A 19,317-nucleotide genomic window follows, 5' to 3' on the forward strand; every position below is an offset into this window, starting at 1 on the left:
TAGGCGTTTCGTTCGCCGGACCCGAGGAGCTCTCAGAACCATGCGTCGCCACCAGGCCGCGTCCGACCCCGTCGCCGCCCCCGCCGCCGACGTACCGCTGCTCGCCACCCAGGCGGCCATCTGGTACGCGCAGGCGCTCGACCCCGACAGCCCGGTCTACAACACCGGCGACGCCGTCGAGATCACCGGCCCGCTCGACGCCGACCTCTTCGAAGACGCCCTGCGGCGGACCCTGGACGAGGCCGACGCCCTGACCGCCCTCGTCGTCACCGACCGGGACGGCACCCCGGCCCTGCGCCCGCGCCCCGGCCACACCTGGCCGCTGCACCGCCTCGACCTGCGCGCCGCCGCCGACCCGGCCGCCGAGGCCGAGGCCTGGATGCGCGCCGACCTCGCCAGGCCCGTGGACCTCACCGAGGGGCCGCTGTTCACCCAGGCCCTCATCCGCCTCGCCGACGACCGCCACTGGTGGTACCAGCGCGTCCACCACCTCGTCGTGGACGCCTACGCGCTCACCCTCCTCGGCGGCCGGGTCGCCGAGCTGTACACCGCGTACGCCACCGGCACCCCGCCCGGCGACCGCGCCTTCGGCACCCCCGCCGACACCGCCGCCGAGGAGGCCGCCTACCGGTCGGGCCAGGAGTACGCCGCCGACCGGGAGTTCTGGCGCGAGCGACTGGCCGGCGCCGAGGCCCCGGCCACCCTGCCCGGCACACCGGACGGCACGTCCGTCCAAGCCGCCACCCAAGCCGCCGAAGCCGCCACCCAAGCAGCCACCGCCGGCGCCGAGCCGCTGCGCCGCACCGCCGAACTGCCCGCCGGCACCGTCGCCCGGCTGGAGCGCGCCGCCACCGCCGCCCGCGCCACCTGGGCCGAACTGGTCATCGCCGCCACCGCCGGCTACCTGCACCGCCTCGCCGGCACCGAGGACGTCGTCCTCGGCCTGCCGCTTGCCAACCGCCGCGGCCCCGCCGCCCTGCGCACCCCCACCGCCACCGCCAACATCCTGCCGCTGCGCCTCGCCGTCCGCCCCCGGGACACCGCCGCCGAACTGCTGCGCCGCGTCGTGCTGGAGCTCCGCGCCGTCCGCCGCCACCAGCGCTACCCGCTGGAGGACCTGCGCCGCGACCTCGCCCGGACCGGCGACCGGCGCGCCCTGTTCGGCCCGATGGTCAACATCAAGGCCTTCGAACGCGACCTCGACCTGGCCGGCCTGCCCGGTACCGTCCGCAACCTCGCCGCCGGGCCCGTCGACGACCTCGCGCTCGCCGTCTCGCCCGGCCCCGACGGCGCGCTGCGCCTCGGCCTGGACGCCCACCCCGGCCGGTACGACGCCGACTCCCTCGCCGCCCACCAGGACGGCCTGCTCCGCTACCTCGACGGCCTCGCCGACCTGCTGCTCACCGACCCGCAGACGCCGATCGCCCGGATCGACCTGCTGGACGCCGACACGCTGCGCCGCGCCACCGCCGGCCGCGAGGAGCCCCCGGCCGAGCTGACCCTGCCCGCGCTCTTCGCCGCGCAGGCCGCCCGCACCCCGGCCGGGACCGCCCTGCGCAGCGGCGAAACCGCCCTCACCTTCGCCGAGCTGGACGCCGCCGCCAACCGACTCGCGCACCGGCTGGCCGCCCTCGGCGTCCGCGCCGGGACGCCCGTCGCGCTCGCCCTGCCCCGCAGTGCCGACACCCTGGTCGCCATGCTCGCCGTGCTCAAGGCCGGCGGCGCCTGCCTCTCCCTCGACCTCGCCCACCCCCGGCAGCGGATCGCCGGCATCCTCGACGACACCCGCCCGGTCTGCGCCGTCGGCACCGCGGCGGCGCTCGCCGCACTGCCCGGCGACGGCACGCCGCCCGCCGTCGTCCTGGACGACCCGGCGGAGCGCGCGGCGCTCGCCGCACTGCCCGCCGGGCCGCTGCCCGCACCGGACCCGGACCACACCGCCTACCTGCTGCACACCTCCGGCTCCACCGGCCGCCCCAAGGGCGTCGTCGTCACCCACGCCTCGCTCGCCAACCTGCACGCCGGCCACGGCGAGGACCACATCGCCCCCGCCGTCCGGCGCACCGGTCGCGAGCGGCTGCGCGTCGCCCACAGCGCCTCGTTCGCCTTCGACGCCTCCTGGGACCCGGTGCTCTGGATGGTCCACGGCCACGAGCTGCACCTGCTCGACGACGAGACGTACCGCGACCCGGCCGCCCTCGCCGGATACGTCGACCGGGAACGGATCGACTATCTCGACGTCACCCCCTCCTACCTCGAAGTCCTGCTCGCCGAGGGCCTGCTGGACGACGACCGGCACCGCCCCGCGCTCGTCGCGGTCGGCGGCGAGGCCACCCCGGACGCCCTCTGGCAGCGGCTCACCGCCGTGCCGGGCCTGCGCCCGCTCAACCTCTACGGCCCCACCGAGACCACCGTCGACGCCTACTCCTGGACCCCGGGCCCCGACGGCACCCCGGTCGGCCGGGTGGTCCGCGGCTCGCGCGCCTACGTCCTCGACGGCTCGCTGCGGCCCGCGCCCGACGGGGCCACCGGCGAACTGTACGTGGCCGGCGCCTGCCTGGCCCGCGGCTACCTCGGCCGCCCCGACCTCACCGCCGAGCGCTTCCTCGCCGACCCGTTCGGCCCGCCCGGCGGCCGGATGTACCGCACCGGCGACCTCGCCCGCCGCCGCCCCGACGGCACCCTGGAGTTCCTCGGCCGCGCCGACGACCAGGTGAAGATCCGCGGCTTCCGGATCGAACCCGGCGAGATCGCCGCCGTGCTGGCCGCCGAACCGGGCGTCGCCCAGGCCGTGGTGATCGCCCGCCCGGGCCCGCACGGCAAGCGGCTGCTCGGCTACGCCGTCCCCGCCGCCGGTGCCGCCCTCGACGCCGGCCACCTGCGCTCCGCGCTCGCCGAGCGGCTGCCCGGCCACATGGTGCCCGCCGCCGTCCTCGTCCTCGACGAACTGCCGCGCACCGCCAACGACAAGCTCGACCACCGCGCCCTGCCCGAGCCGGCCGCCGACGGCCCGGCGCCCGGGGCCGCCCCCGCGACCCCGCAGGAGGAGGTCATCTGCGGTCTGTTCGCGGCCGTGCTCGACCTGCCCGAAGTGCCCGGCCGGGACGCCGGGTTCTTCGACCTCGGCGGTCACTCGCTGCTCGCCGGCCGCCTCGCCGCCCGTCTGCGCGACACCCTCGGCGCCGCCGTCGGCTTCGCCGACGTCTTCCGCCACCCCACCCCGGCCGCGCTCGCCGCCCTGCTGCGTGAGCGCTCGGCACCCGAGCCGCGCCCGGCCCTGACCGCCGTGGAGCGGGCGGAGCGCACCCCGCTCTCGCCGGCCCAGCGCGGACTCTGGTTCCTGCACCGGCTCGAAGGCCCCAGCCCCACCTACAACATCCCGCTCGTCCTCACCCTCACCGGCCCGCTCGACCGCGACGCCCTCGCGCTCGCCGTCACCGACCTCGCGGCCCGGCACGAGATCCTGCGCACGGTGTACGTCGAGCCCGGGGGCGGCGAGCGTCGGCCCGGCGACCCCGGGGCCGACGAGCCGTACCAGCGGGTGCTGCCGCCCGCGACCGTCCCCCTGCACACCGGGCCGACGCTCGCCGAGGCCGTCCGGTACGCCTTCGACCTGGCCGCCGAACCGCCGCTGCGGGTCAGCCTGTTCGAGGACGGCGACGGCCGGCACACGCTGCTCCTGCTGCTCCACCACATCGCCGGGGACGGCGCCTCCACCACCCCGCTGGCCCGCGACCTGGCCGCCGCCTACACCGCCCGCCTGGCCGGCCGCGCACCCGAACTGCCGCCACTGGCCGTCCAGTTCGCCGACCACGTGGCCTGGCAGCGGCAGCTGCTCGGCAGCGCCGAAGCGCCCAGTCCGCTCGCCGTCCGCCAGCTCGACCACTGGCGCAAGACCCTGGCCGGCCTGCCCGACCAGCTCGAACTGCCCACCGACCGCCCCCGGCCGCCCGTCGCCGCCCACCACGGCGCCACCGTGCCGTTCGCCCTCGGCGCCGACGCCCACGCCGCCCTGGCCGCGCTCGCCCGCACCACCGGCACCAGCGTCTTCATGGCCGTCCAGGCCGGCCTCGCCGCCCTGCTCACCCGGCACGGCGCCGGCACCGACATCCCCATCGGCACCCCCGTCGCCGGCCGGGACAGCGACGAAACCGCCTCCCTCGTCGGCTACTTCGTCAACTCGGTGGTCCTGCGCACCGACACGTCCGGCGACCCCACCTTCCGCGAGCTGCTCGACCGCGCCCGCACCGCCGTCCTCGGCGCCCACGACCACGCCGACCTGCCCTTCGACCGGCTGGTCGAGGAGCTCAACCCGCCGCGCTCACTGGCCCGGCACCCGTTGTTCCAGACCATGCTGGCCTGGCAGAGCGTCCCCGACGAGGAGTTCGCCCTCGGCGGCGGCCTCACCGCCCGGATCGCCGCCGTGCCGTCCGGCACCGCCAAGTTCGACCTCACCCTCAACGCGGGCGAACTGCGCGACGGCGGCATCGCCGGCTTCCTGGAGTACCGCACCGACCTCTTCGACCCGGCCACCGCCGAGGCCCTGTCGGCCAGGCTCGCCCGGCTGCTCACCGCCGCCGCCACCACGCCCGACACCACGATCGGCCTGCTGCCGCTGACCAGCGAGGAGGAGCGGCTGCGCGCCCTGGTCGAGTGGAACGGCCGGCCGGTCACCTCCGTCCCCGGCGCCACCCTGCCCGAGCTGTTCGAGGCGGCGGCGCTCGCCCACCCGGACGCCACCGCCGTCAGCTGCCGCGACGACTCCCTCGACTACCGCGAACTCGGCGCCCGCGCCGACCGGTTGGCCCGGCTGCTGGCCGCCCGGGGGATCGGCCCCGGCACCATCGTCGCGCTCGCGCTGCCGCGTTCGTCGGAGCTCGTCACCGCCCTGCTGGCCGTCGCCAAGTCCGGCGCCGCCTACCTGCCGCTCGACCCCGACTACCCGGCCGACCGGCTCGCCTACATGCTGGCCGACGCCGAACCCGCCGCGCTGCTCACCGACGCCGCCACGGCCGCCCGGCTGCCCGCCCACCAGGTGCCCCAACTCCTCGTCGACGGACCGGAGCCGGCGGCCCACCCGGCCACCCCGCTGGCCCAGCACGAGCGCACCCGGCCGCTGCGCCCGGACGACGTCGCCTACGTCATCTACACCTCGGGCTCCACCGGCCGGCCCAAGGGCGTGCCCGTCACCCACCACAACGTCGTCCGGCTGTTCAGCGCCACCGACCACTGGTTCGGCTTCGGCGCCGAGGACGTCTGGACGCTCTTCCACTCCTACGCCTTCGACTTCTCGGTCTGGGAGCTGTGGGGAGCCCTGCTGCACGGCGGCCGGCTGGTCGTCGTCCCGCACCTGGTCAGCCGCGACCCGGCCGCCTTCCTCGACCTGCTCGCCCGCGAGCGCGTCACCGTCCTCAACCAGACCCCGTCCGCCTTCTACCAGCTCAGCGCCGCCGACCGGGACCGCCCGGGCAGTGAACTCGCCCTGCGCTACGTGGTGTTCGGCGGCGAGGCACTGGAACTCGGCCGACTGGACGACTGGTACGAGCGGCACACCGACAACGCCCCGACGCTGGTCAACATGTACGGCATCACCGAGACCACCGTGCACGTCTCGTACATCGCCCTGGACCGGGCGAGCGCCGCCGCCGGCACCAGCAGCACCATCGGCGTCAACATCCCCGACCTGCGGGTCTACGTCCTGGACCAGCACCTCCAGCCCGTCCCGCCCGGCGTCACCGGCGAGATGTACGTGGCCGGCGCCGGCCTCGCCCGCGGCTACCTCGGCCGCCCCGCGCTCAGCGCCGAACGGTTCGTCGCCGACCCGCACGCCGAACTCTTCGGCGAGCGCGGCACCCGGATGTACCGCTCCGGCGACCTCGCCCGCCGCCGCGCCGACGGCGTCCTGGAGTACTTCGGCCGGGCCGACCAGCAGGTCAAGATCCGCGGCTTCCGGATCGAACTCGGCGAGATCGAGGCCGCGCTGGCCGCCCACCCGGACGTCGCCGACGCCGCCGTGATCGTCCGCGAGGACGTGCCCGGCGACAAGCGCCTGGTCGGCTACGCCGTCCCGGCCCGCCCCGTCACCGCCGAGGACCTGCGCGCCCACACCTCCGGCGACCTGCCCGCGCACATGGTGCCGTCCGCCGTCGTCCTGCTGGACCGGCTGCCGCTCACCGCCAACGGCAAGCTCGACCGGCGCGCCCTGCCCGCCCCCGAGGCCCCGGCCGCGGGTGCCGGCCGCCCACCGCGCACCCCGCGCGAGCAGCAGCTCCGCGAACTCTTCGCCGAAGTCCTGGGCGTCCCGGCGGTCGGCGTGGAGGACGACTTCTTCGCCCTCGGCGGCCACTCGCTGCTGGTCGTCCGCCTCGCCGCCCGGATCCGGGCCGTCCTCGGCCTGGAGGTCGGCATCGGCACCCTGTTCCAGGCCCCCACCGTGGCCGCCCTGGAGTCCGCCCTCTCCTCCGACGCCCGCGGCGCCGACGCGCTGGACGTACTGCTGCCGCTGCGCCCGGCCGGGCCCGGCAAGCAGGCCCCGCTGTTCGCCGTCCACCCGGCCGGCGGCCTCAGCTGGTGCTACACCGGTCTGATCCGCCACCTGCCCGCCGACGTGCCGATCTACGGCCTCCAGGCCCAGGGCGTCGGCGCCGCCACCGCCGGGCTGCCGCTGCCGCGGACCCTGGAGGAGCTGGCCGCGCACTACGTCGACCGGCTCCGCGAAGTCCGGCCCGACGGCCCCTACCGGCTGCTCGGCTGGTCCACCGGAGGCATCATCGCGCATGCCATGGCCACCCGGCTCCAGGAACTCGGCTGCGCCGTCGAGCTGCTGGCCATCCTGGACGCCTACCCCGCCGAGGGCTTCCGCGACCTGCCCGTGCCCGACCAGGCCGAAGCCCTGGAGGCGCTGCTCACCATGGGCGGCCACGGCCCCGAGGACCTCGACGGGCAGCCGCTCGAACTCGCCACCGTGACCGCGCTGCTGCGCCGCGAGGGCAGCCCGCTGGCCGGGCTCGACGAGGCCACGCTGGAAGCGCTCAACCACATCTACCTCAACACCAACCACCTGGTGCGCGGCTACGACCACCGGGTCTTCGACGGCGACGTGCTGTTCTTCCGCGCCACCGTCGACACCATCGACGAGACGCTCACCCCCGAGACCTGGACCCCGTACGTCTCCGGCCGGATCGACAACACCGATGTCGCCTGCTCGCACAAGGACATGACCCTGCCCGCCCCCATCGCGCACATCGCGCGCGTGGTCGCCGAACACCTGGAGAACCAGCCCCATGAGTGACGCCCCCGCCAACCCCTTCGACGGTGACGGCGAGTTCCTCGCCCTCGTCAACGACCAGGGCCAGCACTCGCTCTGGCCGGCCTTCGCCGCCGTCCCGGCCGGCTGGACCGTCGCCCACGGGCCGTGCGAGCGCGCCCGCGCCCTGGACTGGATCACCGAGAACTGGACCGATCTGTGCCCGGTCCGGTAACCGAGACCCCGGCGCGCCCCCTCCTCGCGGGGCGCGTCGCCGTGGTCGTCGTCTACACGGCCGCGATGTGCATGAACGGCCTGGACTCGACGATCGTCAACCCGGCCCTGTTCACCATCGCCGAGGACTTCGGCCGCCCCGTCTCCGCGGCCAACGCCGTCGAGGTCGCCTTCCTGGTCGGCCTCGCGGTCGGGCTCCCGGTGGCGGGCTGGCTGGGCGACAGGTTCGGGGTCAAGCGGGTCTTCCTGGGCTCGCTGGCGGCGTTCACGGCGGCCTCGGCCGTCTGCGCCGCCGCCCCCGATCTGGGCTCGCTCTCCGCCGCCCGGGCGGTGCAGGGCGTGGCCGGCGGGCTGCTCACCCCGGTCGGCATGACGCTGCTCTTCCGGGCCTTCGAGCCGCACGAACGGGCCGGGCTCGGCAAGGTGCTGATCGTGCCGACCGCCCTGATGCCCGCCCTCGGTCCGCCGCTCGGCGGCTTCCTCACCGAACACCTCTCCTGGCACTGGCTGTTCCTGGTGAACGTGCCGATCGGGGCGGCGGCCGTGCTGATCGGCGCCATCGGCCTCGCCTCGGAGGGCGAGCCCCCGGCCGGCCGCTTCGACACCCTCGGCTTCCTGCTCGCCACCCCCGGCCTCGGCCTGCTCACCTACGCGCTCGGCTTCGGCCCGGCGCACGGCTGGGCCTCGCCGGCGGTGGCGGTCAGCGGGGTGCTCGGACTGCTCCTCCTCGGCCTCGCCGTCCGGCACCAACTGCGGGCCGACAAGCCGCTGGTGGACCTTCGGCTGCTCGCCGACCGGGTGTTCGGCGCCGCCTCCTGGCTCGCCCTGCTGACGGCGGCCGGGCTGATGGGCGCGCTGTTCGTCTTCCCGCTGCTCTACCAGGCCGCCCTCGGGGCCTCGGCGCTGGACGCCGGGCTGAGTGTCTTCCCGGAGGCGATCGGCCTGATGGCGGCCTCGCAGGTGGTGGACCGGCTGCTGCCCCGGGTCGGACCGCGCCGTCTCGCCGTGCCCGCACTGCTGCTCGCGGCCCTCGTCCTGGCGGCGCTGGCCGTCCCGGGCGTCGGCGGGAACGCCTGGGCGGTGCGGGCGCTGATGTTCGGCATCGGGCTGGTTCTCGGCACCGGGGTGCTCACCGTCCAGATCGCCGGCTTCGCCGAGGTGCCGCCGCCCGCCATGGGCCAGGCGATGGGCCTGTTCACCATCGTCCGCACCCTCGGCGGCGCCCTCGGCATCGCCGTCACCGCGGCCCTGATCGGTGCCCTCGCCGACGACGGCACCCACGGCACCGAGCCCGGCCCCTACCGGGCGGCGCTGCTGGCCACCGCCGGGGCCGTGGCCCTCGGCGCCCTGGTCGCGGCCCGCCTCCCGAAGGAGGCCCCCGGCCCGCCGCCGCTGGACTGAGCGGCACCACGCGGCGGCAGGCCCGGACCCGCCGAACCGTATGGCGCGGGCTCGCCCCCGGATTCGGGGCGGGCCCGCGTCTGTCGCCGTTCACGGTCCGCCGGCCGGTCCCGACCGGCGGTCCCGCGAACCGCCGTCACGGCCCCGGCCTCACCTCAGCCGCGCCGCGTTCAGCAGGGTCTGGGTGACGGAGTTGCCGTTGCTGTCCGTGGCCTTCGCCCGCAGGGAGACGAAGCCGGAGTTGTGTGGCGGCGCGGACAGTTCGGCGGTACCGTCGCGGTCCGGGTTCAGCCTGGTCCAGGTGGCGCCGCCGTCGTAGGAGGCCTCCAGGGAGGTGCTGGTGATCCTCCCGGCCCGGGCGGCGTTGTCCATCGGCGAGGCGGTGACGCCGATGCGCGCGTTGCGGTGGATCGCGCCGTCGGAGTCCGCGCCCAGGTTGTAGTCGAGCTGGACGAGCGGGAGGTAGTCGTAGCCGTCCGGAGCGGTCGCGGAGGTGAACGTCCATTCGGTGGTGGTGCCGGTGCCGTAGGCGAAGACCCCGCTCTGGCCGGTCGTGGCGACCAGGCGGTACGGCTCGGGCTTCGCCGAGGCGGGGACGGTCAGGTAGAGCGCCTGGCCGTCCTGCCGGGCCAGCAGGGTGCCGCCCCGGTAGAGCGCCAGGTTCTCCTTGAGGTCGTCGCTCAGCGCGAAGCCGGAGCGGCCCGCTTCACCGTCGCCCCAGCCGGGGATGTTGACGACCATCCAGTCGCCGGTGCGGCTGGGCAGCCAGGTGCCGGTGTTCAGCCGCGGGTGCAGTGGCGCGGAGAACCACCGGTGGTCGGTGGTCGTGCCGGCCGCGTAGGTGCGCGGCACCGCCCGCTCCTCCACGATCGAGCCGAGGGTGGACTGCTCGTACCAGGTGAAGCCCTGCTGGGTGCCCACGTAGTCGACGCGGGCCTGCGGCATGGGCTGGTACTCGGCGAAGCCGAAGCCGCGGCTGTTGAAGTCCTGGAGGTCGTAACGGAATTCGCCGCCGAGGACGCGGGAGGGCGAGGTGAAGTTCTGCCGGACGGTGGCCAGGCCGGACTCCTTCGGCTGGTACAGCAGGTCGGCCGGGACGGCGCCGTCGTGGCGGTCGACCAGGTCGTAGACGTAGTCGCGGTGGTCACGGGCGGTGACGTCCAGGCGGTCGTCGCCCTTGGCGATCGCGGCTTCCAGCTTCTTGCCCTCGACCTTGGTCAGCGAGGCCACCTGGATGGGTGCGTCGGTGTAGTCGGCGTTGCCGTACCAGGTGCTGAGGCGGCCCTCGGTGTCGTTGACGACCAGCAGCAGCCTGGCACCGGCCGCGACCGCGGCCGCGGACTGCGCGGTGGGCGTGACGGTGGAGTTGGCGTCCACCACGACGGCCCTGCCCCTGGCGTCGATGCGGGCGTAGTCGGCGGCGGCGCCCTGGCCGGCGTGGACGGCGCGCAGGCGGCTGCGGCCGGGGGCGAGTGCCGTGGAGCCGACCTGCTGGACGAGGTCGGTGAACTCCGTACCCGCCCCGTTCACCTCCAGCGTGCTCTGGCCGAGCCGCCAGCGGGTGAGGAAGTGGAAGGCGCCGGTGGTGACGGGAGTGGTCTGCTGGGCCCAGATACTGGTGTACTTCAGCGGGATCAGCAGGACCTCGTCCAGGCCGCCGGTCTCCCTCAGGCCCCGGTACCACTCCATCCGGTACTGGGAGGCGGTCGCCTCCCTGGGCGTGCGGACCTGCACCTGGTGCGCCCGGCGGGCGTCGAGCGCGACCGTCCGGTCGGCGGTGAGCTCGACCTGCGGGTCGGACAGCACCGCGAGGCCGAGACCGTCCGGCTTCTCGGCACCCAGGAGGTCGGCGGTCGTCAGGACCGCGTAGGTGCCGGGCGCCAGCCGCAGGGTGGTGGGGCCGTCCAGCTGGGCGAGGAGGACGTCACCGGTGTGCAGGTCGTAGACCTCGGCCAGACCCTGGAGCGGGCCGCCGTCGCGGCCGGTCGCGTTGACGGTCAGGTTGTAGCGCTCGCTCTCGACGTTGATGCCGACGAGGGTGTGCGCCACGACGCCGCCGGTGGCCGGGTCGGTGGCCAGCAGCTGCCCGTCGAGGTTGCCGGTGGCGGGTGCCTTCGCCGGGTCGCCGGTCAGGGCGACGTCGGCGGTGCCGCCCGCGGGTACGGTCACCGAGTCGGCGGAGAGCTTGAACACGCCCGCGGGGGCCGGGGTGTCCAGCGCCAGCCTGAGGGTGACGTCCGCACTGCCGGTGTTGCGGTAGGTCACGGTCCTGGCGCGGGGCCGGTCGGCGCCGTGCGGCCAGGAGTAGAAGCCGGACCACGCGGTGGCGGTGGCGTGGACGCTGCCGAGCACCGCGGCCCTGGCGTCCAGCCGGCCGGCGCCGCCGTCGCCGACGGTGATGCCGGGCGTCAGGTGCGTGGTGCTGACCAGGTCGTCCTTGATCTGCCGGCCGGTCCAGTCCGGGTGCGCGGCGGCGAGCAGCGCGGCCGCGCCGGCGACGTGCGGCGTCGCCATCGAGGTGCCGCTCATGGTGGTGTAGTAGCCGCTTCCGTCGGTGTGCTGCGAGCGGGCGGCCACGATGTCCACACCGGGAGCGGTGAGTTCGGGCTTGGGGTTGCCGTCGAGGGCGCGCGGGCCGGTGCTGGAGAAGTCGGCGAGGTTGTCGCCGGAGTCGACCGCGCCGACGGTCAGCGCCGAGGTCGCGGAGCCGGGGGAGGAGACGCCCCCCGCACCGGAGTTGCCCGCGGCGATCACGAACAGCGCGCCGGTCCGGGCGCTCAGGGCGTCCACGGCCTGGCTCAGCGGGTCGCTGCCGTCGCCGACGACGGAGGGGTCGCCGAGGCTCATGCTGACGATCCTGGCGTGCTCGGTCTCGGCCGCCCAGGTCATGCCCGCGATGATCCAGGAGTCCAGGCCGGTGGCGCCCGGGCCGCCGAGGACCTTGCCGACGACGAGCCGCGCGTCCGGCGCGACGCCCTTCTCCTTGCCGCCGGAGGCCGCGCCGGTACCGGCGACGGTGGAGGCGACGTGGGTGCCGTGCCCGTGGACGTCCTCGACGGGCTCGCCGGGGACGAAGCTCTGACTGCCCGCCACCCGGTCGGCGAGGTCGGGGTGCCCGGTGTCGATGCCGGTGTCCAGGACGGCCACCTTGATGCCCGCGCCGGTGTTGCCCCCGGACCACACCTCGGGTGCGCCGATCTGCGCGGTGCTGTCGGCCAGATTCGCCGTGGCCCTGCCGTCCAGCCAGATGTGGCTGACACCGCCGGCGAAGGCCGGCGCGGCGCCCCGGGCCGTGACGGCGGTCAGCTGCCGCCAGGCGGCGGCGGAGTCGTCCCGCCTGACGGTCGAGGCCGTGGCGTTGATCGCCGGGAGATCCCGCGAGGTGGTCAGCTTCGCGGTGGCCGGGCCGTCCGCGGCGCCGCGGGCACTCCTGTCGTACTGGACGATCAGCGGGAGTGCGGACGCCTGCGCGTCGTCGTAGCCGTCCGCCACCAGCGCGGTGACGTCGAACAGCCGCTTGTCGAGGATTCCGGCGGCGACATAGGGGAGGACGCTGTCCGGGTAGACGTAGGTGTCGTCGCCGACGGTCAGGGTGTGCACCACACCGGTGCTGTCCCGGGCCGGTGTCACCGAGGTGATGACCTGCCCGGTCGCCAGGGTGGTCAGGGTGACCCTGTCACCCGTGAGCAGGGTGATGGTGCGTGAACTCGTGCCGGGGGCGACGGCGGGGCCGTTCGCGGGTGCGGGGGCCGCGACCGCGCTGAAGGGGCCGGCGGGCGTCGCGGCGAGAGCGGCGAGAGCGGCGCCGACGGCTATCAGGCGCCGGAGCCGTGGAGTGGGGGATCGCACAGGTCTCCTCTGGGGAACTTCCGGGGGTGGCAGGGCTGGTGAGATTCTGGTGCGCTCCGTGCCCGGACATCCCTCTCGGCGGTGGCGGTTGCCCGTCAACGGCGTGCCCCCGACAGCCCGGATCCCCCTGGGCGGTACGGATGCTCACTTCGGGCCGCCCGTACGGTACTTCGCCACGCAATCTTCATGAGTGCCCATTGACTGCCGTAGGGCTTCTCTTTACGGTGATCATGGCCACGTCATTCGGAGGCCGATCCGACCCCGGCCCGTACCGGCCGGCGAGCCGATGGGGTACGAGCCGATCGTCACGAAGGGGCGAAGTCGGTTGCTGGAGGCGCTGGAAGAACAAGGGCGGCTGCTCGACGGATTCGGCCTGGGAGCCGAGGCGGAGCACGTCTACCTGGCACTGGTCACCCGCCCCGCCGCCCAGCTCGCGGAACTGGCCGCCGCGACCGGCCGTCCGCAGCACCAGGTGCGGGTGGGGCTGGCGGCCCTGGCGGAGCAGGGGCTCGTCCAGCCGGTGGGCGGCCGCTACCGCGCGCGCGAGCCGGAGCTGGCCTTCCGCAATCTCCTGGCCAGGCGCCAACGGGAACTGGAGGAGGCCCGGACCAGCGTCCAGCGGCTGGCCGACGTCTACCGCCGGTCCGCGCCGGCCCGCGACACCACGGAGATCGTCCAGGTGGTCGCCGGACACCAGGCCCTGGCGGCCGCCGTCCAGGACGTCCAGGAGAGTGCCCGCAAGGAGGTGCGCGCCCTGGTCAAGCCGCCGGTCTTCGCGCTGTCCGCGGCGGACAACCTGCCCACCCAGCTCGCCCGGATGGCCGAGGGGCTGAGCTACCGGGTGGTGTACGAGCAGTCGGCCCTGTCCCAGGCACCGGACGAGAACCTGATCGAGTCGTCCCTGTGCAGTGGCGAGTTGATGCGGACGGCGCCGGCCGTGCCGGTCAAGCTCTTGCTGTCCGACGCCGGCCGGGCCCTGATCCCCCTGGACCCGGGCGGCGGGGAGGAGCGCTTCGGCCTCCTGATCCGACACCCCAGCCTGATCGCCGTGGTGGAGGCGCTGTTCGAGAGCGTCTGGGAGTCCGCGACACCGGTGCTCCCCCGGCCGGACGGAACCCCGGAGAGCGTGGGCGCCGGGACGGTGTCGGCCAGACCTTCGCCGAGTGATCTGCGGCTGCTGTCGCTGCTGGTGGCCGGTCTCCCCGACCGCGCGGTGGCCACCCACCTCGGGGTCAGCAAGCGGACGGTGGAGCGGCGGGTGCGACGGCTCCTGGACCGGGCGGGGGTGAGCACCCGGATCCAGCTGGGCCTCCACGCGGCCCGCGAGGGGTGGATCTGAGACGGAGTCCGGGCCGGCGGAGTCCCGTACCCCGGCCCCGAGAGCCCCGTACCCGTTGGTCTGTAGCATGACGAACCGTCGATCCGTTCGTCGAAGCGCAGGAGGAACGCGCTGGAGCTCCACTTCACCACCCTCGGACCGCTGAAGGCCTGGCGGGCCGGCCGCGAGCTGCGGATCAACCGGGCCCAGGACCGGGCCGTCCTCGCCGTCCTGCTCGCCCAGGCCGGCCGCCCCGTCCCGGTCGGCGAGATCATCGACGGGGTCTGGGGCGAGGAGGGCGACGAGGCCCCGGACCGCGCCGGCGCCCTGCCCGGCAACGTGTACCGGCTCCGCAGCGCGCTGGACGCGGGCGGCCCGAGCATCCTGCGGCACGAGGCCAAGGGCTACCGGCTGGACGCCGACCCGGCGGGCATCGACCGCACGGCCTTCCTGACCGCGCTCGCCGACGCCGCCACCGCCCGCCGCAACTGGCAGCCGGAACGCGCCCGCACCCTGCTGTCCGACGCCCTGGACCTCTGGACGGGCCGGGCCCTGGACGACGTGCCGGGGCCCTTCGCCGCACACGAACGCCGCCTGCTGGCCGCCCGGCGGGACGAGGCGCGGCGCTCCCGCCTCGAACTCGACCTGGAACTGCGGGCGGACACCTGGACGCCCGCGCCGGCCCGCACCCCCGTCCGCCCGGTGCTGCGCCCCTTCCAACTGCCGCCCGACCTGGGTGACTTCACTGGGCGCGGGGAGGAACTGGCCGCGGTCGCGGAGACCCTGACCGCACCGGACCGGACCGGCCCGCCGCTCGTCACGGTGACCGGCCCCCGGGGAGCCGGCAAGAGCGCGTTCGCCGTCCACGCCGCCCACCTGGCCGGCGCCGCCTACCCGGACGGCCAGTTGTACGCGGATCTCCACGGCCGGGACGCCCCGACGGTGCCCGCCGTCCTGGCGGCGTTCGTCCGCGCGCTGGGCGTCGAGGAGCGGGCCGTGCCGCCGGACCCGGCCGACCGCCGCACGCTGTACCACCGGCTGCTGGCCGACCGGAGGGTCCTGGTCGTCCTCGACGGGGCCGCCACCGCCGACCGCGCGGGCCCGCTGCTGCCCGTGGCGCCCGGCTGCGCCGCCCTCGTCACCGCCGACGGCCCCGGCCCGCTGCCGCTCGGCGCCCCGGGCGGGCGCGTCGCATGTCACGCCGTCAGCCTCGGCCGGATGACCCCCGGTGAGGCACAGGCGCTGCTCGGCCGGGTGCTCGGCACCGACCGGCTGGCCCGCGAACCGACGGCCGCCCGGACGCTGGCCGCCGCCTGCGACCATCTGCCGGGTCCGCTGCGGGCCGCGGCGGACCGGCTGGTGCGCCGCCCCGCCTGGCCGGTCGCCGCGCTGGTCCCGCGGACCGGCGGCCCCGGCGGGACGTAAACGAACGCGTTGATCATCCGTCAATCGGCGGGTCACACAATCCCCTCAGCGGCCGCCGTCACCCGCCCGACCAGGCCGGCCGCCGTACCAGCACCGGGCGAGGGAAGAGGGACAAGCAGTTGAGCAGCACCGTCGCACGAATCACCCGCAGGCTCGCCGGCGTCGCCGCCGCCACGGCCCTGGCCGCGGCGAGCGTCCTGGCCGCCCAGGGCACCGCCCACGCCGCCTACGACGCGCCGACCGCCAGTATCTGGGACGACGAACAGCTCCCGAACGACGGCCGGCACATCGACAACCGGGGCCAGTACGGCACCGCTCGCCTCATCATGCAGTCCGACGGGAACCTCGTCACCTACTACGCGCCCGGCCACGACTGGTCACGCCAGTCCGCGACCTGGGCGTCCGGCACCGTCGGCTGCGGCGTCAAGGCGGTCATGCGCGCCGACGGCAACCTGGTCGTCCTCAACGCGTCCGGCGGCCTCTGCTGGGAGAGCGGCACCGGCGGGCACCCGCACGCCCGGCTGACCCTCTGGCGCAACGGCGACCTCCTGATCACCGACACCTGCAACCGCACCCTCTGGGAACGGCAGCCCGGGATCACCTATGTGCCGGGCCAGACCCGGGGCCCGCTCGCCGGCCCCGCCTCCACCGAGAGCCCCTACGTGGTCCTGCCCCCGCCCACCGGCTGCTCGGCGGCCTGACCGGCCGACGCCTTTCGGTCAGGGCTTGTCCGGCAATCCCCGCCGCGCGCGAACTGCCGGACAAACCCTGACCGGTCCTCGGGCCGGCCGGGCCGAAGACGTGCGCCCGCCGTCTCCCCGCGCCGGCCCGGGACCTCCGAGTCCACAGGGAGACCCGACATGGAGACCACCGCAGTCGAGCGAGCGGCCGGAGCCGGCCTTCGCTTCCGCCTCCTGGGCCCGCTGGCCGCCTGGCACGGCGACCGGCGCCTGGCGCTCGGGCGCCGGCAGCAACAGGCCTTTCTGGCCATGCTGCTCGGCCAGCCGGGCCGGGTGCTCACGTCCGCCCGGCTCGGCGACGGCATCTTCGACGAGGACAGCCCGCCGAACCGGCCCAGGTCCGTCCTGGCCACCCACGCCTACCGGCTGCGCAGGGAGCTCAGGAACCACGGCGCCGAGCACCTGCTGGTGACGGTCGACGGCGGCTACCGCCTCGACGTGCCAGCCGAGGCACTCGACACCGGCACGTTCGACCTCCTCGTCGCCGGCGCCGACGACGCCCTCGCCGCCGGTGAGCGGCCGCGCGCCCGTGAACTGCTCACCCGCGCGCTCGCCCTGCACGAGGGGGAGCCGCTCGCCGGGCTGCCCGGCCGGCACGCCGCCGAGCTGCGCCGCCATCTGGCCGAGCGCCGGGTGGACGCGCTGGAGTCGAGGCTCGGCCTCGACGTCGACCTCGGGGACAGCCCGTCCTGCCTCGTCGACCTCGACCAGGCCGTCTTCGCCCACCCCTTCCGGGAACGGTTCCGGGCCCTGCTGATGCGGGAGTACCACCTGTCGGGCCGGCCGGCCGAGGCCCACGCCGTGTACGCCGACGCCCGGCGCTTCTACCGCGCCGAAGGGCTGGGCTGTCCGGAACTGGACGCGCTGCACGCCCGCGTCCTCCGCGCCGACCCCGCCCTCGGCACCCCGGGCCGGCCCGGAGTCCACGCGAGGCCCGACTCCCCTGACCAGCCGGCCGGTTCGGCGCGGCCGCCGCTCCCCGACCAACTTCCCGCTGCCGTAGCGGACTTCACCGGCCGACAGGCCGCCGTCGCGGAACTGACCGAGGTGCTCGCCGGCCCGGACCCGGGCGCCGTCGTCATCTCGGCGGTCAACGGGATAGGCGGGGTCGGCAAGACCAGCCTGGCCGTGCACGTCGCGCAGGCCCTGGGCGACCGCTTCCCCGACGGCCGGCTCCACATCGACCTGCGCGGCGCCCAGGCCGATCCGCTCGACCCCGCCGAGGCGCTCGGCGCCTTCCTGACCGCCCTGGGCGTGGAGGACCGCGAGATCCCCGCCGACCCGGTCGAGCGCGCCGCGCTCTACCGCACGACGGTCACCGGCCGCCGGCTGCTGCTCCTGCTCGACAACGCGGCCACCGCCGAGCAGATCGCGCCGCTGCTCCCGGGCTCGCGGACCTGCGCGGTGCTGGTCACCAGCCGCGCCTGGCTGACCGCGCTGCCGGGCGCCCGCCACCTCCACCTCGACGCGATGGAGCCGGCCGAGGCGCTCGACCTGCTCGCCGGCATCGCCGGCCGGGCCAGGACCGAGGCCGAGCCCGAGGCGGCACTGGCGATCGTCACCGCCTGCGGCCTGTTGCCCCTGGCCGTCCGGGTGGCCGGCTCCCGGCTGGCGGCCGACCCCGCGCAGACCCTGGGCGTGCTGGCCGCGAGCCTCGCCGACGAGCAGACCCGGCTCGCCCGACTCGCCTGCCACCAAACCGCCGTGGAGTCCGTTCTCGCGCTCTCCTACGCCCGGCTCAGCGCACCGCAGGCGCGCGCCATGCGGCTGCTCGCGCTGCCGGACGCCCCCGAGCTCTGCGTCGCCGCCGCCGGGGCGCTGCTCGGCAGCGGCCCCGAGGAGACCCGCGACCTCCTGGAGACGCTGGTCGACCTCAACCTGCTGCAGTCGCCCGCCGCCGACCGGTACGGCTTCCACGACCTGCTGAGGGTGTTCGCCCGGCAGCGGAGCGGCCATGAGGACACTCCCGCCTCGGTGACGGCGGCGTTCGCCCGGCTGCTGGACTTCGCCCTGGCCAGCGCCCGCAACGCCGAGGAGACCGCGCACCGGGTCGACCGCGCCCGGCGCAGTCTCATCGAGGCCACGACCACCGTGCCGGGGCAGGAGTTCGGCACGGTGGAGTCCGCCACCGCCTGGATGCGGTCCAGGACCGCCCTCCATCGTGCGGTGATCGACCGCGCCTGCCAGGACCCCGGCCTGCCGCTGGCCGAGACCGCCGACCTGCTGGACAAGATGGGCTCCGTCCTCTTCGGCCGCGGCTACATCGCGACGGTCGCCGACCTCGCCGGCCAGGTCGCCGCCGCCGCCCTGGCCCGCGGCGACCGCGCGGCCGAGGCACTGGCCCGCTCGGTCCGGGGCAGCATGCTCTGGCACGCCAACTCCTATGCGCGGGCGGGCGCGGAACTCCGCCGCTGCCTGGAGCTGTGCGACGGGCCGGACCGGCTGCGGCTGCGGGCCAACGTCCTCCAGCTGCTCGGCGCGAACGCCCGCGCCCTGCGGGAGTTCGGCGCGGCCATCGGCCCGCTGGAGGAGGCCGCGGCGGTCTTCCAGCGGCTGGACGACGGCACCGCCGAGGGGCTCGCGCTCGGCGAACTCGCCTTCAACCGGGCCCAGTGCGGGCACCTGGCCGAGGCGAGGGCCGCCGCCGAACGCTGTGCCGAACTGACGGGCGCGCAGGTCTCCATCTCCGAAGCGGTCGGCCGGTACTACCTCGCCCGGGTGCTGCACCTGTGCGGCGACCTGGCGCCCGCCCTCGACGCGGCGGAGCACGGGCTGGAGCGGTTCCGCTCCTTCGGCATGATCGGCTTCCAGGCCGCCACCGGCAGCCTGATCGCCCACATCCACCTCGCGGCCGGCCGGGAACGGGCCACCGTCCGGGCCGCGGAGGAGGCGCTCCCGCAGGCCCGCCAGGTCGGCGGCATGCTGGAGGGCACCCTGCTGCGGGTCCTCGGGCGGGCGCTGGCCGGGCTGCACCACACCGACCGGGCCAGGGCCTGCCTCACCCAGGCCCTGGGCCACTTCGAGCGGCTGGGCCTCGCCTCGGACGCGGCCGAGGTCCGGGAGATCCTGCGCGGCCTGGGGTGAAGGGCCTCCGCCGGCGTGCT

Annotated in this window: 8 protein-coding genes; 7 read left to right on the forward strand and 1 reads right to left on the reverse strand. The window is 75.7% G+C overall.

Annotated features, from left to right (window positions below):
- Positions 1-40: 40 nt before the first annotated feature.
- The 3 genes from AB0P06_RS02525 to AB0P06_RS02535 are packed head-to-tail and all read left to right on the forward strand — an operon-like array spanning position 41 to position 8,881.
- Positions 41-7,291 carry an amino acid adenylation domain-containing protein gene (locus AB0P06_RS02525; protein ID WP_363604477.1) on the forward strand — a complete coding sequence of 2,417 codons (7,251 nt, stop codon included), beginning with the start codon at positions 41-43 and terminating at the stop codon, positions 7,289-7,291.
- The gene (locus tag AB0P06_RS02530) at positions 7,284-7,481 is read left to right on the forward strand and encodes an MbtH family protein (protein ID WP_363604479.1); all 198 of its coding nucleotides are present in this window, start codon (positions 7,284-7,286) and stop codon (positions 7,479-7,481) included. Before AB0P06_RS02525 ends, AB0P06_RS02530 begins: the two co-directional genes overlap by 8 nt.
- On the forward strand, positions 7,466-8,881 hold the full coding sequence (locus AB0P06_RS02535; protein WP_363604480.1) for a DHA2 family efflux MFS transporter permease subunit: 1,416 nt from the start codon (positions 7,466-7,468) through the stop codon (positions 8,879-8,881). Before AB0P06_RS02530 ends, AB0P06_RS02535 begins: the two co-directional genes overlap by 16 nt.
- A 150-nt stretch (positions 8,882-9,031) precedes the next feature.
- On the opposite strand, the gene AB0P06_RS02540 is transcribed toward AB0P06_RS02535, so the two are convergent.
- Positions 9,032-12,730 (reverse strand): S8 family serine peptidase, encoded by a 3,699-nt coding sequence (locus AB0P06_RS02540; protein ID WP_363604482.1) that lies wholly within the window; start codon positions 12,728-12,730, stop codon positions 9,032-9,034.
- A gap of 325 nt (positions 12,731-13,055) precedes the next feature.
- On the opposite strand from AB0P06_RS02540, the gene AB0P06_RS02545 reads away from it, so the two are divergent.
- From AB0P06_RS02545 to AB0P06_RS02560, 4 genes are all read left to right on the forward strand, one after another.
- Positions 13,056-14,069 (forward strand): helix-turn-helix domain-containing protein, encoded by a 1,014-nt coding sequence (locus tag AB0P06_RS02545; protein WP_363604484.1) that lies wholly within the window; start codon positions 13,056-13,058, stop codon positions 14,067-14,069.
- A gap of 174 nt (positions 14,070-14,243) precedes the next feature.
- Positions 14,244-15,473, forward strand: coding sequence for an AAA family ATPase (locus AB0P06_RS02550; RefSeq protein WP_363604609.1), 1,230 nt, complete (start codon positions 14,244-14,246; stop codon positions 15,471-15,473).
- Between the two features lie 119 nt (positions 15,474-15,592).
- Positions 15,593-16,174: a hypothetical protein gene (locus tag AB0P06_RS02555; protein ID WP_363604486.1), complete on the forward strand. Its 582-nt coding sequence runs from the start codon at positions 15,593-15,595 to the stop codon at positions 16,172-16,174.
- Positions 16,175-16,333: 159 nt separating this feature from the next.
- The gene (locus AB0P06_RS02560) at positions 16,334-19,297 is read left to right on the forward strand and encodes a BTAD domain-containing putative transcriptional regulator (protein WP_363604487.1); all 2,964 of its coding nucleotides are present in this window, start codon (positions 16,334-16,336) and stop codon (positions 19,295-19,297) included.
- Positions 19,298-19,317 lie beyond the last annotated feature (20 nt).

The sequence above is a fragment of the Kitasatospora sp. NPDC088351 genome (genome assembly GCF_040685575.1).
GTDB lineage: Bacteria > Actinomycetota > Actinomycetes > Streptomycetales > Streptomycetaceae > Kitasatospora.

Coding starts and splice junctions, on each gene's coding strand:
- AB0P06_RS02525 (WP_363604477.1), top strand. CDS start 41: ATGCGTCGCCACCAGGCCGCGTCCGACCCCGTCGCCGCCCCCGCCGCC.
- AB0P06_RS02560 (WP_363604487.1), top strand. CDS start 16,334: ATGGAGACCACCGCAGTCGAGCGAGCGGCCGGAGCCGGCCTTCGCTTC.
- AB0P06_RS02530 (WP_363604479.1), top strand. CDS start 7,284: ATGAGTGACGCCCCCGCCAACCCCTTCGACGGTGACGGCGAGTTCCTC.